Here is a 16,611-nt window from a genome sequence, read left to right as displayed (position 1 = left end):
TAGAATAAAAAAGCGGACATTTCCTGTCCGTTCATCCAAGTCAACCACCACGAAGATTTTTCAGAAAGAAGGAAATGCCCTATGTGTCATGATACTACAAAATTATTATTAGGAATAGCTGACGAGAACCTAAAAATTACTGACGGTGAAACTGGAGAAGACGGGGTTATTCGCTTAACTGGCCACTTGGATTACACGCCGAAGGCTTGTCCCAAGTGCGGGATTATCAATGATCAAAAGATTATTAACTACGGCTGGCGCAATACCACTATCAGATTCTCGAAGGTTCTGAGCAACACCGTCATCTTAGCCTTAAAGCGCCGCTATTTCCACTGTAAAGAATGTCACGGCAACTTTCTTGCACAAACATTGGCAGTTCCGAAACACTGTACAATTTCAAACACCAGCCGCAAAGAATGCCTAGAGAAGCTCGGTGAACCGGTCTCTTTGAAGCACATTGCCAATGAAGTATCGGCATCAGATTCATTTGTGGGCCGCCAGTTAATGCGCGCTGAACGAGACTTTCAAACCAATTGGCACTATTTACCAGAGATCATCTTAATGGATGAGGTGAAGAGTACCAAGAGCGCTACTGGTGCCATGAGCTTTGAGTTCATGAATGGCGAAACCCATGAATTAATCGACTTACTCCCTTATCGAACCATCAATAAACTAGAGAAGTATTTTTACCGCTTCGATCAAGCTGCCCGAGAAAACGTCAAAATTATTGTGACTGATATGAATTATACCTACCCCAAGCTTGTGCAGACCGTGTTCCCCAATGCCATGGTGGTCATGGACAAGTTTCATATTATCAACGCCCTAAATCGGGCGTTTAACAAAACCAGAATCAAGGTGATGAAGAAGTTTACCCCGTCTTCTCGCGAATTTCACGCCCTTAAGCGCTACTGGAAGCTGTTGTTAGTACCAACTGAACAGCTTAACTTTGAACAATTCAAAAAGTGGACTAATTTTCCTTACTGGATGGCTGCCACCGATGTTGTCCATCAGCTGTTATCGTTGGATTCAGAACTAGAACAAACTTATCAAGTCTTAAACAGCGTCCGGTCAGCTGTCCAACATCAAGATTGGCATAACTACAATGCGGCATTTTGGAATAACAAAACGTATTCTGAAGAAATGAAGAACACGATTAAAACACTTGAAAGCCATCATGATGAGATTCGTAACACCTTTACCACACACTATTCAAATGGTCCTTTGGAAGGTTCTAATAATAAAATCAAGGCGATCAAACGAGCCAGTTTTGGCTATCGCAGCTTCTGGAGGTTTAGAACTCGAGTACTATACGTTTTCAAAATCAAAACAAAAAGAGCCCTAATCACGAAGTGATTAGAACTCGAAATATGGATTCACCAACAACAGTTGACGAAGAGCCAGTTTAACTATGATTAAATTAATTAAATAAGATTGGTAGTCGGCCATAGCTAGAAAAAATTTTTTCTAACATTTTCTAGCTGATTTAGTGTAAACCATTTGAAAAGATAAATTCTGGACTCAACTACTTCCTTGATACAAATAGCGGCGTAATTTGGTCCGGCAACGCGCAATTGCACAATTTGCCTGACTTTCTGTACAGGCTATCTGCTTGGCGATCGCGGAAAGCTCAGTTGATTCTAGCACCAATAACATAACACGCTGCTCAAATTGCGATAAGCTCTGCCAATACTGCATTAAATCACAATTTATCGCCGCCCAATCACTAGGTAACGGCCGCAATAATGACTTTTTTAAGTAGGCATTTTCTAAATCAACCTGCTCTACTGGAATTTGTAACCGATCAACCTGCCGCTTTTGCGCCAACTGACGTCTAATTAAATTAATGATGTGGTGCTGTAATTGCATTTGATAAAAACGCCCAAAACTAAGGTGGCTGTTATGATCATACTGTTGCGCCGAATGATAACAAATAAGGCGCGCCTCTTGACACCAATCGTCATAGTCGTAAAGTCGTAAATAATAGCGGTGCTGTAAAGACTTTAATAATGGTAAATATTTTTGAAAGAGCCATTCTAAAGCGTCAGAATTGCCACTGGCGGCTACTCGAATAACATCGTCTAAGCTGGTCATAAGCATACCAGACGAACGAAAGCATGTCTTTAGAATAGCAATCGAGAAAGCGTTTCACAAGCGAACAGACGTTTAATTTGGCCAATTTTGGCCATTAATTCAGTAATAGTTAGACGCTATACTCACTACGAAACATAATCGCTAATTAGGCGCATCTAGAACCAACCTTAAAATAATTTATGCCAATATTTTCCTGACCAATTTAGTGTAATCGGGTTTGAAAAAACACCGTTACTCGACTCAGCTAGCAAGTATTTAGATTCATGTGTTCGAAATAAATGGCAACTCACCTTCATTATCAGTTGGCCTAAGCTAAAATTTGGTAAGTTCAAACCTTAGTTTTCCGTGCTCATTCTGCTTTATGGTCCGACAACTTGTCCCGTAACTTTTCCAAACGAAATAGCTGCTGGTTATTCCAGGGCGAGCGCCGGCGCAGTGCAACATCTTGATAGTGTTGGGCGTCCCGCAGAATTGCGGATTTGGTTTGTTGAATCACTTTCTTGAATTCTGGAGAAGAAATACGAATCGCACCCCGTGAGAAAACTGTCCATTGCTCAGCCTGATCACTGGTGACAACCGTAACTTGGGTCAAACGATTATTCAATTCACCAGCAATTTTTTCAATGTAACTATCGGCCGTTTGGTCTTCTTTGGTCCAAACGATTTCTAAGTTATACTGATCGTAACGCTGAGTAATTCCACGAACGTACATCGCATCAAAAACTATGATAATCCGTGCTTCTTCGTACTTACGGTACTCTGCCAACTGGGCCAATAATTGATCACGAGCATCCGCCAAATGATCGTCTTGTTTCAACTTAGCTAACTCAGGCCAATTGCCAATGACATTGTAGCCATCGACAATCAGAATTTCATGCATCATGACAGTTCACCAGCAACCTGTTTGACGTCAAATGCTCGGTAAAGCAACAACGCACTGGCCACACTGGCATTAAGGCTTTGAACGTGGCCAATCATTGGAATAGTAACAATTTCATCCATTTCTTTCTTTAGTAATGGCGAAATTCCCTTACCTTCGTTGCCAATGACAATCGTGATTGCCCCTTTCGCATTCCACTTACGGTAATCAGTGCCAGCCATATCCGTCCCAAATAACCACATTCCCCGCTGTTTCAATTCTTTAGCGGTATTAACCAAGTTGGTCGTCCGGACAACTGGAATGTGCTCAATTGCGCCAGTAGAAGTTTTGGCTACAGTACTAGTTAAACCGACTGCCCGGTGTTTTGGAATGATAATTCCGTGAACGCCAACTGCATCGGCCGTTCGCATAATGGAGCCTAAATTATGAGGATCCTCAATATTATCCAACATTAAGAAAAATGGCGGTTGTTTCTTTTCCTCTGCCTTTGCAAAAAGATCATCAATTGTGGCGTAGGCAAACGGCGAAATTGCTAAAACAACCCCCTGATGATTGCCCCGATCACTTAAAGTATCTAGTTTATTTTTAGGTGCCAACTGAACAGGAATGCGAAGATTCTTGGCCAATTTTTGTAGATCATAAAGCGCATCAGCCTTCATACCTTCTTGCAAAAATATTTTGTTAACCCGCTTGGCCCCTTCAGTTTTAAGTGTTTCGGCCGCAGCGTGCCGGCCGATAACAAAATCACTGGCGTCCGTTTGTGGCGTCCGTGTCGTTTTAGACGTTTGTTCTGGTTTCACGTGTTTTACCCCCTTCGACTTGTTGAATACACCAGCTAATTAATTGATCCTGGCGTTTCTTTTGTTCACTTAAGAAGAGGTAACCCATGACCGCTTCAAAGCCAGTTGAAATGCGGTAAGTAGTTACCCGCGTATTTTTGGCGTGAGTATGACTATTCGCGTTACGTCCACGTTTATAAAAAGTTAACTCTTCATCAGTTAGTTCTTTTTGTTCCAACATCAAACTAATCAAGGCCGCTTGTGCCTTGGCCGAAACGTAGTGGGTTGCCTGATGCTGTAAATGAGTTGGTTTAGTAAAACCAAGACTTAGCAAACGCCGCCGAATATATACTTCATAGATTGCATCCCCAACGTACGCTAAGGCAATCCCATTTAACTGATTATAGTCCGTTTGATTATCCATTATATCCTCCGCCAACGAGTTCCTTGCGCCGTATCTTCCAGCGCAATTCCTTGTTCTTTTAATTCATCACGTATTTCATCACTGCGCGCATAATCTTTGTTGGCCCGGGCTGTATTTCGATCCTTAATAAGTTGTTCTACCTCGGCATCTAATAAACCTACGGCCTTAAAATGCACACCAAAAATCTGCAGCCAAGAAGTAAACGCATCCCGTAACTGCATCAAGGTTGCCTTAGTCACTTGATCCTGTTCAGCGTAAACATTTATTAATTTGGCCAATTCATAAACAGTCGTCATCCCATTTTGGACGTTAAAATCATCATCCATTTCGGTAATAAACTTAGTCTCTAACTCTTTGAGTTGTTTGGCCACCGACTGGGCCATATCGCCTTCAGTAGCGTCCTTGAAACGATAATTTAAATTATTGAAGGCGTTGCGCAGTTTGGTCAGATTATTAGCGGCCTCACTAACGGTGCTATCACTGTAACGAATCGGCCGCCGATATTGAGTTGTTGCCATAAAAAAGCGTAAAACTTGGGGGTCGACCTTTTGAATTAAATCATGAACGGTCACAAAATTTCCCAGCGACTTACTCATTTTTTCGTCATCGTCACCAATTGTTACAAACCCATTGTGCATCCAATAATTGGCAAATTTCTTGCCCGTTTTGGCCTCACTTTGGGCAATTTCATTTTCGTGGTGGGGGAATTCTAAATCCTGACCACCACCATGAATATCAATCGTCTCGCCTAAATACTTAGTAGCCATTACTGAACACTCAATGTGCCAGCCCGGACGACCCGCTCCCCAAGGTGATTGCCACGAAATCTCGTCAGTCTTTGCTGCTTTCCATAAAGCAAAATCGACTGGATCTTCCTTACGCGCGGTTTCTTCATCATTAACGTGTTCACTGGCACCTTGTTCTAACTCATCAATATTTTGATCAGAAAGCGCGCCGTAATGCTTAAATTTTCGTGCCCGGTAATAAACATCGCCGGCTGTTTCGTACGCATAGTCTTTAGCAATTAAGACTTCAATGAAAGCAATAATTGACTTAATATTTTCCGTTGCCCGTGGATGAAGAGTGGCCGGTTCAATATTTAACGCTTTAGTATCCTTCATAAAAGCAGCGATAAATTTATCCGCCAATTCCGGTACGGTGATCCCATCTTTCTTGGCCTGTTTAATCATTTTATCGTCCACATCGGTAAAATTAGAGACGTAATTAACTTTATAACCACGGTATTCAAAATAACGACGAATTGTATCAAAGGCAACCGCAGAACGAGCATTACCAATGTGAATGTAATTGTAAACGGTTGGCCCACAAACATACATATTAATTTGATGTGGTTGAATTGATTTAAAAATTTCTTTTTCACGCGTTAAAGTATTAAAAACTTTAATCATTTAGGTTGTTCCCCCTTTTAACGACTGCGTTAGCAATTAAAATAACTATACCCTTATCATACTAGGTGTCCTGCTTGATGCCAATTATTTCTCAGTCAGTGTTTGAAAATGTATTCAGATTCGGAATTCCATTCAGCAAACATGACCATAAAAAGGTTCTTTATGAACCTTGCTGCCAACCATTATTGTAAAGTGGTCGTCGGAAGGCCAATAGTCCTTTACTTTATAGAACCTTGGACCTCTGAACACTTGTTACTCGTGTTGACAAGTCACCTTTCAAAATAAATTCTCGCTAAATTAGCTAGAAAATCATTAGCAAAAAGCATCTCGTAGCAGCTCACCAAGCACATTTTTTAGTCTCTGTAATAAAGAATAAGAGGTTGGGATTTACCCCAACCTCTTATTCTTTCCGAGTATTACTGTGCGCCAAAAAGTCTGGTTTCACGTGCCTAACTACAGCCAATCTAATAACCATAGTAAGGTTATTGGATTAGCCTACGTTACGCAGTAAACCCAAAACTAACTTTTGTCCCACTTTCTTATCAATCACTGAAATTATCAGTATTTTAGTTGGTCAATTCCTTCAACGTTACTTCTAAATGGTGTAACGTTTTCTCACGCCCAAGTAATTCAATGGATTCAGCAATCTGGGGTCCGTGCATTTCACGCGTTGTGGCAATCCGAATTGGCATGTACAATTGCCGTCCCTTTACGCCAGTCTCCTTACGAACTGATTGAATAACGTTGTTAATCTCAGTGGCATCAAAAATTTTGATTTCCTTAACCAATTTTGCAAAGTGCTGTAAAACAGTTGGCGCTGATTCAACCGCTAATTCTTTTTTAGCATCATCATCAAGTGCCGGTGGTTCAGTGAAGAAAACATCTGATTCTTCAACAACCTGAGCCGCATAACTCATCTGGTCGTGGTACAAACTAGTAAGCATCCGTGCCCATTCAATCGTCTTTGTATCCGGATTTTCTGGTAAACGACCAGCCTTAATTAATTGGTACAAGACTAGGTCCGTTACCCGGCTATCATCAGTTTTCTTCATGTACTGATTGTTAACCCACTCTAACTTCTTAGCATCAAATTTAGCTGGTGAGCGACTTAAACGATTAGGGTCAAACATCTTAATTAATTGTTTTTGGGTAAAAATCTCGTCTTCCCCAACTGGTGACCAGCCAAGTAAAGTAATAAAGTTAAACATACCTTCTGGTAAATAACCCAATTCACGGTATTGTTCAATAAATTGTAAGGTTGATTCATCACGTTTAGATAGCTTTTTACCAGTTAACGTATTAATAATTAAGGTCATGTGACCAAAAACTGGTGGTTCCCAGTTAAAGGCTTCGTAAATCATTAATTGTTTTGGTGTATTGGCAATATGGTCGTCCCCACGCAAAACGTGACTAATTTTCATCAAATGATCATCCACGACAACAGCAAAGTTATAAGTTGGCATGCCATCACGCTTTAAAATGACGAAATCGCCACCAATGGAATCGGAGTCAAATTCAATGTGACCTTTAACCATATCCTCAAATTCGTATTTCTTATGAACAGGAACGTGAAAACGAACAACTGGCTTAACCCCTTTGGCCTTAGCAGCATCAATCTTAGCCTGCTTTTCTTCAGCGCTTAAACCTGCATATTCATCTTCATAGTGCGGCATTTCTTTGCGTGCTTTTTGAGCCTCACGTTGTTCCTTTAGTTCATCCTCAGTAATGTAAGATTCATAGGCCAAACCACGATCAAGTAAATCCTGAATCAATGGTAGGTAAATCTCTTTACGTTCTGATTGCCGGTATGGGCCAACATCACCTGGTTTGTCAGGACCTTCATCCCAATCAATCCCAAGCCATTTTAGCATCGTTAGCTGACTCTTTTCGCCACCCTCAACGTTCCGTTTTGTATCCGTGTCTTCAATCCGAATAATAAACTTCCCGTTATTATGTCGTGCAAAAAGATAGTTGAATAATGCTGTTCGAGCATTACCGATGTGTAAGTGGCCTGTCGGACTCGGTGCATACCGCACGCGAATTTGTTTGTCTGCCAATTTAATTCCCGCCTCTTTTTTAATTTTGCGATCCCATATTCTGGCCGCAATTGCCCTTTTATTGTACCTGTTTAGTTAGTTACTTGTAAAGGTACCAGTTCCTTATTTCCCGGGAAATAAGGCCTAGTCCTTGTTCTTTTCGCGGATCCCTTTTTGTGCGTGTGCTGGCCTAGCAAAGATCATTCGCCCAGCCGCCGTTTGTAAAGCGCTAGTCACAATAACCGCCAACTTTTTATTCATGTAGAATTGACCATCCTCAACAACAATCATGGTTCCGTCATCCAAATAGGCAACTCCTTGTTGGCGCTCGGTTCCTGATTTAACAACCGTAACGGTCATCCCATCACCAGGAATGACTACTGGTTTTAATGTGTTCGCCAACTCATTAATATTCAAAACCGGAACATTTTGAAATTCACTCACTTTATTAAGGTTGAAATCATTGGTTACCACAATGGCATCCAATAATTTGGCCAATTTAATCAGCTTACCATCAACCTCAGTTAGATCCTCAAAATCACCATCATACATTTCAACCGGCATCGCATCGGTCTTTTGAAGATCATTTAAAATATCTAATCCCCGCCGACCTTTGGCACGTTTCAGCGAATCAGCCGAATCAGCAATTAGCTGCAGTTCATGCAGCACAAAATTTGGAATTAACAAAGTGCCCTCAAGAAAACCTGTTTTGGCAATCTCATAAATCCGGCCATCAATTATGACACTTGTATCCAAAATTTTGTACTTATGAAAGTTGTCATCAACCTTACGCTCCAAGACCTTATCATCCGGAGATTCAATGACCTGCTTCTTTCCCCGTGACTGAAATAGCTTACGCCAATCCTCAGTCCGGGTCGTCCCAACCCGAAAACCTAGGTAGCCTAAAACTAACATGATAATAATTGGTGCCACCGTGTTAAACACAAAAAAGTTCATTCGGTATAATGGAATCGAAATAATGTTGGCCAAAATTAGGCCAATAATCGTCGAAATACTGCCAAATAAAACATAAACTGGCGACTGTTTGCTAATAAAGTTCTCCGTTCGTTTAAAAAATTGATCAGCTAAACGAACGATTGGTCCAGTAATTGCGAATGATAGCAGGTAAAACAGTACTGCCCCGATTAATAGGTCAGTTACTACGTTATTTAAATAATGAACTTGGACCAGACCAGTTATTTGCCATAAAATTGGTAGCGCGGTTGCTCCTAGTGAGGCACCAATTAAAACTAATAAAATAGTTACAATTCGTTTACGCATAATATTCCTCCTTTCCAAGGTGTGTTCCAAAACTATTTTTGCTAGAATCACTCGGCTGTTACAGTACAATTAAAATTAGCCAAGTTGCTCTAACTAAATGCTTTTTTTAAAGCCTCCGCAATTGTCGTGACAGTAATAATCTGAATTGACTTAGGAACTTCAACATCCTTCATATTATTGCGTGGTACAAAAGCACGCTTAAAACCAAGTTTAGCCGCTTCCTTAATTCGCTGTTCAATTCGATTAACGCTCCGAATCTCCCCAGTCAAACCAATTTCACCAATAAAACAATCCGTCGGTCTCGTTTCCTTGTCGCGGTATGAGGAAGCAACACTAACCGCAATTGCTAAGTCAATTGCCGGCTCATCAAGCTTAACGCCACCAGCGGCCTTTAAATAAGCATCCTGATTCTGCAACATTAGGTTTGCTCGCTTCTCTAGCACTGCCATAATTAGGGCCGCTCGGTTATGGTCCAGCCCCGTAGTAGTCCGCTTTGCATTACCAAAAACTGTTGGTGTCACTAACGCCTGAATTTCAACTAGAATCGGCCGCGTTCCCTCTAACGATACAACCACCGCTGAGCCGGTAGCTCCTTCCAAGCGTTCCTCAAGAAAGATCTCCGAGGGGTTTTTAACTTCATGTAGACCACCGTTATGCATCTCAAAAATACCAATTTCGTTAGTTGAACCAAAGCGATTTTTAACCGCCCGTAAAATTCGGAAAGTTCGGTTCCGATCGCCTTCAAAGTACAAAACTGTGTCAACCATGTGTTCCAGTATTTTCGGACCCGCAATTGACCCATCTTTAGTCACGTGTCCAACAATAAAAATCGTAATTTGATTCTGCTTGGCCAATTTCATCAATTCAGCGGTTACTTCACGAACTTGCGAAACACTGCCCACAACCGAGCTTAATTCCGGCTCTTGCATGGTTTGAATTGAATCAATAATGACGTAGGCCGGCTTCAGCTCATTAATCTGTTGTTTGATACTGACCATATCTGTTTCCGGGTATAAATAAAGTCCTTGCCCAGAGACACCTAGTCGTCCAGCACGCATTTTAATTTGCGAGGCACTCTCTTCACCGGAAACGTAAAGCACTCGCTCGCCTAACTCACTTAATTGACCAGAAACTTGGAGTAACAAGGTTGATTTACCAATCCCCGGATCACCACCAACCAGCACTAAAGAACCAGGAACGATTCCGCCACCCAGTACTCGATTTAATTCAACCATTTTTGTCTTAACACGTGGTTCTTTTTCAATGTTAACTTGATTCATTAATTCCGGCTTAGACACCTTGCCCGCCAAATTAGTCTGAGCATTGGCTACCGGTTTTTTAGCCGCAACTAACTCTTCAACCATCTGATTCCAGGCCCCACAGTTTGGGCAACGGCCTAAAAAGCGTGGTGAAATATAACCACAGCTCTGGCAAACATATTGTGTTTTTTGTTTTGTCACAAAATAGCCCCTTTCTAGTACTTATCTTCTTCATTTAGAAATTATTTAAAAAAGCCCAGCTTTCACCGCATTAGCTTAATCAGCAACGAGAATCAACTAGTCGCTTGGTTAAAAAATCAAAAACGGATAACTTACTTAATGACGCTATCAAACCTAAGTAGCAACATTTTTAACTATTTTTGCACTAAAATGGTCATTAAATTTACGTATAAAAATAATTTTTAAATACATCTTAGTTTACCATAAATTAAATAAGCTTAATACGGCGTAGGACCGAGTTTTGCCTGCTACTTTAGCGTCCTGATGAACCAAAGCCACCAAGCCGTTCTGCAGTCCCACCATCATCCTGATCACTTTTAAGGTAAGGCATGAAAATTCCCTGACCAATCCGCTCACCTTTTTTTATCACTAAATCGCGTACCCCTAAATTAACTAGTTGGAAGAAGATTTCACCTTCGTTTTGATCATTATTGTAGTAATCGGCATCAATTACGCCAACACCATTGGGTAAAATCAAACCGCGTTTTAACGGATTGCTTGAACGATTGGCCAAGATTAAGACCTCATCCTCTTGCATGTAGGCCTTAATGCCTGTAGGAACTAAGCGGGGCTTTAAAACTTTATTTGCCTGCACGTAATCTTCATCCTTTAACGGCGTTCCATGCTTGAGCTGCCAAAATAATTTCACAAAACCACTTTTCCAAATACTTGGTAAAGCAAAATCTTCTGCCGCAGCAAAGTCATAGCCCGCCGCCTGTTTAGTTGATCGTTTGGGTAAGGTTAGCCCTTGTCCTTGATACCGTTCTACAATTCCAAATCCACGTTTTTTCACTTTAATCGCTCCCTCAATTTTAAAAACTTGTTCTATCATAGCATGTTTTTTTGATTCCTTGATTGCCAATTTATGTAAACCCTTTCTTGCCTTTAACGTGCGAATCTTTTAAACTGAAGTTAGAAATAGAAAGCGAGGCTGACCACAATGGGATTTCAATATGAACCTGGACGTTACTTTAAAAATGATGCTGCTGGTCGCTTAATTGCTGAAATTACTTTTCAAGAATTACACGATGGGACTGTCTACGCTATTGATCACACCTTTGTCCGCGATGATCACCGTGGAGAAGGAATCGCTAGTCAATTAGTTAAGGCTGTTATTCAACGTGCACAGGCCAGTAACGTTAAAATTATGCCAATCTGTTCTTACGCTAAATCCTTCTTCCAACGCAAGCCGGAATATCAAGGACTACTCGCCAAATAGCAAGTATTCGAAGTTTACTATTAGCCTTAATTGTACTAGAATAATGGCATTCTAACGTATTTTAAGTCTGTTATTTAGATTTAAAATGAATTAAGGAGAGTGACTAAATTGAGTCAGGAGATTACACCAGAGATACTCAAACAATATCAAGAGAATTTACAAAAGCACCCCCAAGCAGCTTCTTTAAAACGGGCCGTTATGAATAATGGTATCCTTGCTGCAAGTGAGAATACTGACGCAAAGGTTGCCATGACCCAAACTTTTTCAGTTGATCTAACAGCTGAAAAAGTTGCGGATCAAAAACAAAGTGGCCGTTGCTGGATGTTTGCGGCCTTAAATACAATGCGCCGTTCATTAGCCGATCAGTTCAACCTTAAAGATTTTGAATTGTCGCAAAATTACACTAACTTTTGGGATAAGTTTGAAAAATCAAATTATTTTTACGAAAATGTTCTTAGTACTGCAACCGAACCAACCAGTAGCCGTAAGGTTGCCTTTTTAATGGCAACACCACAACAGGATGGTGGTCAGTGGGACATGTTGACGGCTTTAATTGCTAAGTATGGTATTGTACCGAAGTCCGTGATGCCAGAAACGTATAACAGTTCACGTTCTTCAGAACTTAACAGCACACTTAACCTTAAACTGCGCAAAGACGCCGTTACTTTGCGCCAAATGGTGGCCACTAATGCCAGTGAAACCAATATTAATACTGCCCGTAATCAAATGCTAAATGAAGATTACCGGATTTTAGTTTACGCTTTAGGGGAGCCACCCGTTAAATTTGATTTTGAATACCGCGATGATGATAAGGCTTATCACCTCGATCGCAATTTGACGCCACAAACATTTTTTAAAAAATACGTTGGTTGGAACTTGGATGACTACCAATCGATTATCAACGCACCAACCGATGATAAACCCTATAATCACATGTACACGATTGAAATGTTGGGTAACGTTGTTGGTGGTCGGCGCGTTCAGCATTTAAACTTGGATATTGCAACCTTCAAGCAATTGGCAATTGAACAACTACAAGCTGGTGAAAGTGTTTGGTTCGGCAGCGATGTTGGCCAATCTTCTGATCGTAAAGTTGGAATTATGGATCCTGAAATCTATAAAGCAGATGAACTTTTTGACGTTGACTTTGGTATGACAAAGGCCGAACGACTGGATTACGGTGAAAGCCTAATGACACACGCCATGGTAATTACTGGTGTTGACCTAGTTGATGACAAGCCAACCAAATGGAAAGTCGAAAACTCATGGGGGGATAAAGTCGGCGAAAAAGGCTATTTCGTTATGAGTGATGCTTGGTTTGATGAATATGTTTATCAAATTGTGATTAATAAAAAATATTTACCAGCTGACTTAAAAAAAGTTACCGAAGAAGATCCAAAGGTGCTTGAACCATGGGATCCAATGGGTGCACTAGCTGGCCGTTAATAAATTTTTTTACAGGAGTGGGCCAAAAGTCGGTTTTGGATTTACTGTGTAACGTAGGTCCAGACTTTTGGTGCACGTTCTAAAGTAATGTTCGGAAACAATAAGAGGTTAGGACTTTTGTCCTAGCCTTTTTATGGTCCAAAATATTTTAGTCAAAACCCACGAATATCTTTTACCAAATACCCTTATTTTTATTTAGAAAATGCTGCTTAAGGATGGCAATCTTAAATTGAACAGCTATAATGTATTGATGATGAATCTTCGAATAAAGGTAGGTTACTTAAGATGAATTCCCTAGAACAAAAAACAAAAAAACAACCACAGCATAAGCTATCCGCCGCAGGTTTAGTAATAACGCTGGGCGTTGTATACGGTGATATCGGAACCTCACCACTCTACGTTATGAAGTCAATCATTAACGGTAACGGCGGCATGGACCACGTCTCCTATGATTTTATCGTTGGTAGCGTTTCACTCATTTTCTGGACAATTACTTTACTAACAACCATTAAATACGTTGGAATTGCTCTGCGTGCCGATAACAACGGTGAAGGTGGTATTTTCGCCCTTTACACGCTAGTTCGCCGGCGGGCCCGGTGGTTGGTCATTCCAGCTATGATAGGTGGCGCTGCATTATTGGCCGATGGTATGCTAACCCCGGCAGTTACGGTTACCACCGCAATTGAGGGCCTAAAGGGAATGAAGATTGCTAATCACATTCCAATTGCGACACAAGGCCACGTTATTTTGTGGACCATGGTCATTCTCACTTTCTTATTCTTTATTCAACGTTTCGGTACTGAGATTATTGGTAGAGCGTTTGGCCCAATCATGCTTATTTGGTTCACCTTTATTGGTGTACTTGGTCTTAGCTATATCAGCCAGGACCTTAGTATTTTGCGGGCACTCAATCCCTATTACGCCATTAAATTACTAGTTAGCCCAGAAAATAAACTTGGCCTACTGATTCTTGGCAGTGTTTTCCTAGCGACAACCGGTGCTGAGGCCCTGTACTCTGATTTAGGTCACGTTGGCCGGGCAAATATTTACGGCACCTGGCCCTACGTTAAAATCTGCTTAATTTTAAATTATTTTGGCCAGGCCGTTTGGATTATTCAGCACGCACACACGACTGCTTATAATCACGTTACCAATTTTAATCCCTTTTTTGAAATCATGCCCCAGTGGTTGCGACTGTTCGGAATAGCAATGGCCACTTTGGCCGCTATTATTGCATCCCAGGCCTTAATTTCTGGATCATTTACTTTGGTTTCTGAGGCCATCAAATTAAAACTCTTACCACGTTTGCACATTGTCTACCCTACCAATTTAAAAGGGCAGCTTTATATTCCGTCGGTTAACTTAATTCTATGGTTGGCCTGTCTAGCAATTGTCATGTTCTTCCGCACTTCCTCCGCAATGGAAGCCGCTTACGGCCTGGCAATTACGGTGACGATGTTAATGACAACCTTACTGCTTTACCAGTATCTACGCAGTAAAAACGCCAAACCTATTTTGGCCTGGTTAATGGTTCTTTTCTTTGGCTCAATTGAACTGATCTTCTTCATTTCTAGTGCTGCTAAGTTTCTTCATGGTGGCTACGTCACTGCTTTCATTGCTTTTGTCATTTTGGCAATCATGTTTATTTGGCAATATGGTGATTATATTAAAAATAATAAATCTTACCACACTGAAGACGTTTCGCTTCTGGCCTACAAGAATCAACTTAATGATTTAAAAAATGATGCTGACTACCCACTATTTACAACAAACTTAGTCTACATGACCCGGGTCAAAGATAAATATCGAATAAAAAAGGATATTTTATATTCGATCTTAGATAAGCGCCCAAAACGGGCCGAAGTCTATTGGTTCGTGACCGTTAACGTTACCGATGAGCCGTACACCGCTTCTTACACAACTGAAATGTTCGATACGGACTACATGGTGAACGTACAACTTTATTTAGGTTTCCGCATGGAGCAACGTGTCAACGTCTTTCTCCGCCAAATTATCGCGGATATGATGAAGAGTGGTCAGCTACCACGGCAACCGCAGCGTTACACAACAATTCCTGATCGCAAAGTTGGTGACTTCTCCTTTGTTTTAATTCAAGAAAATCTATCGCCAGAAACACAGATTAACGGCTGGGAAAAAGTAATCATTCAACTGCGCCTATTTCTCCAGAAAATTACGATTACCCCAACGACTTGGTTTGGTTTAGAGTACGCCGATTCATTGGTTGAACACGTGCCATTAATTTTAGGTAAACCTTATTTCCATAAATTACACCGCTTAACTCGATTGGATAAAATACCAAAATCAGACACAGATGAAGAAAACGAATTAGAGGACGAAGATCAATCCTAAACGTGTTTGACAGCAAAAAATAAAGGGGAGTGTGGCAAAAGTCGGTTTTGGGTTTACTGCGTAACGTAGGCTAATCCAGACTTTTGGCGCACATTCTAGAGCAATGTTTGGAAACAGTAAGAGGCTAGGACTTTTTGTCCCAGCCTCTTTATTTTTTTCTAACCATTTTAGTGCCGTGTGTGTAATAAAGAAAAGCCACATGCGGTTAAATCAGCAAAGTGCTCAAAAATCGCTTTTATTAATGCTAACTAATGTAGTGCGAACACATTTGACACCTTAGTTAAATCAAAGCTCACCCTAGGAAGTCAAAATTTGTTTATCTTGAATGCTAAGGTCTGAACGTAACGTGTATAAAATTGGTTGTCCATTAGCAACTTCAACACCGTCAATCCCCTGATCAGAAATATTTTCTAAGTACTTAATTAAGGCCCGCAAAGTACTACCATGAGCCACGATTAATTGGTTTTTATGGTCAATCAACCGTGGACCAATTTGATCAAGCCAGTAAGGAACTAATCGTTGCAGGGCCATCTGTAGGCTCTCTGCCCGCGGCTCAAAATCATAACCCAGACGTGTGTAACGTCGTTCAAAATCTGGCTGCGTCAATTTTGGTGGCACTGTTGTGTAGCTCCGCCGCCACTTGGCAACCTGCTCAACTCCATATTCTTGGCGCGTTGCCTCCTTATTTTGACCCCGAAGTGCCCCGTAGTGACGTTCATTCAAACGCCAGGTTTTATAAATCGGCAAATAGCTCTGATCCAACTCGTCCATAACAATGTTGGCCGTTATAATGGCACGTTTCAGGTAGGAAGTGTGCACTGCCGAAAAACTTAAACCAGTTCGTCGAATAAGCTGGCCAGCCTGATGAGCCTCTTGAATTCCTTGCGCCGTTAACGGAACATCCGACCAACCAGTATAAACATTTTCCCGATTGGCCGTACTTTCACCGTGACGTAATAACATCAATTTGACCATTTACTTCCCCTTCTTTATCAAATGTATCTTGAAACTGTTTTACTTAGTGTTATTTAAACGTGCCTAAAAAATACCGCATCGCCACTCTTTAACACTATTTTATCAGATAACAGTCTATCCGTTCGCCTTAAATAGGCATAATTTACTTTTTGCTATTGATCGCGCTCTACTACTCTGCCGCGCCTTTAACCACAAAATTTAC

14 protein-coding genes are annotated in these 16,611 nt (G+C 41.0%); 4 read left to right on the top strand and 10 right to left on the bottom strand.

The annotated features are described in order from the left end of the window. Positions 1–81 precede the first annotated feature (81 nt). The gene (locus tag AYR53_RS06590; RefSeq protein ID WP_068279055.1) at positions 82–1,353 is read left to right on the top strand and encodes an ISL3 family transposase; all 1,272 of its coding nucleotides are present in this window, start codon (positions 82–84) and stop codon (positions 1,351–1,353) included. Positions 1,354–1,518: 165 nt separating this feature from the next. On the opposite strand, the gene AYR53_RS06585 is transcribed toward AYR53_RS06590, so the two are convergent. The 9 genes from AYR53_RS06585 to AYR53_RS06545 form a co-directional block, all read right to left on the bottom strand. Beyond that, entirely contained in the window at positions 1,519–2,091 is a 573-nt protein-coding gene (locus AYR53_RS06585; RefSeq protein ID WP_068223023.1) for an RNA polymerase sigma factor, read from the bottom strand. 349 nt (positions 2,092–2,440) lie between these two features. Then, positions 2,441–2,974: an NYN domain-containing protein gene (locus tag AYR53_RS06580; RefSeq protein WP_068223020.1), complete on the bottom strand. Its 534-nt coding sequence runs from the start codon at positions 2,972–2,974 to the stop codon at positions 2,441–2,443. After that, positions 2,971–3,771, bottom strand: coding sequence for a 23S rRNA (guanosine(2251)-2'-O)-methyltransferase RlmB (rlmB, locus tag AYR53_RS06575; RefSeq protein ID WP_068223017.1), 801 nt, complete (start codon positions 3,769–3,771; stop codon positions 2,971–2,973). Before rlmB ends, AYR53_RS06580 begins: the two co-directional genes overlap by 4 nt. Beyond that, positions 3,749–4,174, bottom strand: coding sequence for a Mini-ribonuclease 3 (locus AYR53_RS06570; RefSeq protein ID WP_068223014.1), 426 nt, complete (start codon positions 4,172–4,174; stop codon positions 3,749–3,751). Before AYR53_RS06570 ends, rlmB begins: the two co-directional genes overlap by 23 nt. Further along, on the bottom strand, positions 4,174–5,583 hold the full coding sequence (gene cysS, locus AYR53_RS06565; protein WP_068281089.1) for a cysteine--tRNA ligase: 1,410 nt from the start codon (positions 5,581–5,583) through the stop codon (positions 4,174–4,176). Before cysS ends, AYR53_RS06570 begins: the two co-directional genes overlap by 1 nt. 566 nt (positions 5,584–6,149) lie before the next feature. Continuing rightward, a complete protein-coding gene (gene gltX, locus AYR53_RS06560) occupies positions 6,150–7,640 on the bottom strand; it encodes a glutamate--tRNA ligase (RefSeq protein ID WP_068223005.1) in 1,491 nt (496 codons plus the stop codon). Between the two features lie 123 nt (positions 7,641–7,763). Beyond that, positions 7,764–8,900 carry a PIN/TRAM domain-containing protein gene (locus AYR53_RS06555; protein WP_068223002.1) on the bottom strand — a complete coding sequence of 379 codons (1,137 nt, stop codon included), beginning with the start codon at positions 8,898–8,900 and terminating at the stop codon, positions 7,764–7,766. Positions 8,901–8,989: 89 nt separating this feature from the next. Then, positions 8,990–10,360 (bottom strand): DNA repair protein RadA, encoded by a 1,371-nt coding sequence (radA, locus tag AYR53_RS06550; RefSeq protein WP_068223000.1) that lies wholly within the window; start codon positions 10,358–10,360, stop codon positions 8,990–8,992. 292 nt (positions 10,361–10,652) lie between these two features. Further along, complete coding sequence (locus AYR53_RS06545; RefSeq protein ID WP_178378338.1) at positions 10,653–11,192, bottom strand: dCTP deaminase/dUTPase family protein; 540 nt, start codon at positions 11,190–11,192, stop codon at positions 10,653–10,655. A 147-nt stretch (positions 11,193–11,339) separates the two neighbouring features. Here AYR53_RS06545 and AYR53_RS06540 point away from each other — a divergent pair, with 147 nt between their 5' ends. The 3 genes from AYR53_RS06540 to AYR53_RS06530 all read left to right on the top strand — a co-directional run bounded on the left by AYR53_RS06540 (position 11,340) and on the right by AYR53_RS06530 (position 15,434). Further along, entirely contained in the window at positions 11,340–11,618 is a 279-nt protein-coding gene (locus AYR53_RS06540; protein WP_068222997.1) for a GNAT family N-acetyltransferase, read from the top strand. Between the two features lie 108 nt (positions 11,619–11,726). Then, the gene (locus AYR53_RS06535; protein WP_068222994.1) at positions 11,727–13,064 is read left to right on the top strand and encodes a C1 family peptidase; all 1,338 of its coding nucleotides are present in this window, start codon (positions 11,727–11,729) and stop codon (positions 13,062–13,064) included. 285 nt (positions 13,065–13,349) lie between these two features. Further along, complete coding sequence (locus AYR53_RS06530; RefSeq protein ID WP_068281091.1) at positions 13,350–15,434, top strand: KUP/HAK/KT family potassium transporter; 2,085 nt, start codon at positions 13,350–13,352, stop codon at positions 15,432–15,434. Between the two features lie 297 nt (positions 15,435–15,731). Here AYR53_RS06530 and AYR53_RS06525 read toward each other — a convergent pair whose 3' ends face one another. Then, on the bottom strand, positions 15,732–16,409 hold the full coding sequence (locus tag AYR53_RS06525; protein ID WP_068222988.1) for a 2,3-bisphosphoglycerate-dependent phosphoglycerate mutase: 678 nt from the start codon (positions 16,407–16,409) through the stop codon (positions 15,732–15,734). Positions 16,410–16,611: the final 202 nt, after the last annotated feature.

The organism is Loigolactobacillus backii, from assembly GCF_001663675.1.
GTDB lineage: Bacteria > Bacillota > Bacilli > Lactobacillales > Lactobacillaceae > Loigolactobacillus > Loigolactobacillus backii.
The sequence above is the reverse complement of the archived record's forward strand: the minus strand, read 5'-3'. Positions and strand labels throughout refer to the sequence as shown.

Coding starts and splice junctions, on each gene's coding strand:
- AYR53_RS06590 (WP_068279055.1), top strand. CDS start 82: ATGTGTCATGATACTACAAAATTATTATTAGGAATAGCTGACGAGAAC.
- AYR53_RS06585 (WP_068223023.1), bottom strand. CDS start 2,091: ATGACCAGCTTAGACGATGTTATTCGAGTAGCCGCCAGTGGCAATTCT.
- AYR53_RS06580 (WP_068223020.1), bottom strand. CDS start 2,974: ATGATGCATGAAATTCTGATTGTCGATGGCTACAATGTCATTGGCAAT.
- AYR53_RS06570 (WP_068223014.1), bottom strand. CDS start 4,174: ATGGATAATCAAACGGACTATAATCAGTTAAATGGGATTGCCTTAGCG.
- cysS (WP_068281089.1), bottom strand. CDS start 5,583: ATGATTAAAGTTTTTAATACTTTAACGCGTGAAAAAGAAATTTTTAAA.
- AYR53_RS06555 (WP_068223002.1), bottom strand. CDS start 8,900: ATGCGTAAACGAATTGTAACTATTTTATTAGTTTTAATTGGTGCCTCA.
- AYR53_RS06540 (WP_068222997.1), top strand. CDS start 11,340: ATGGGATTTCAATATGAACCTGGACGTTACTTTAAAAATGATGCTGCT.
- AYR53_RS06530 (WP_068281091.1), top strand. CDS start 13,350: ATGAATTCCCTAGAACAAAAAACAAAAAAACAACCACAGCATAAGCTA.
- AYR53_RS06525 (WP_068222988.1), bottom strand. CDS start 16,409: ATGGTCAAATTGATGTTATTACGTCACGGTGAAAGTACGGCCAATCGG.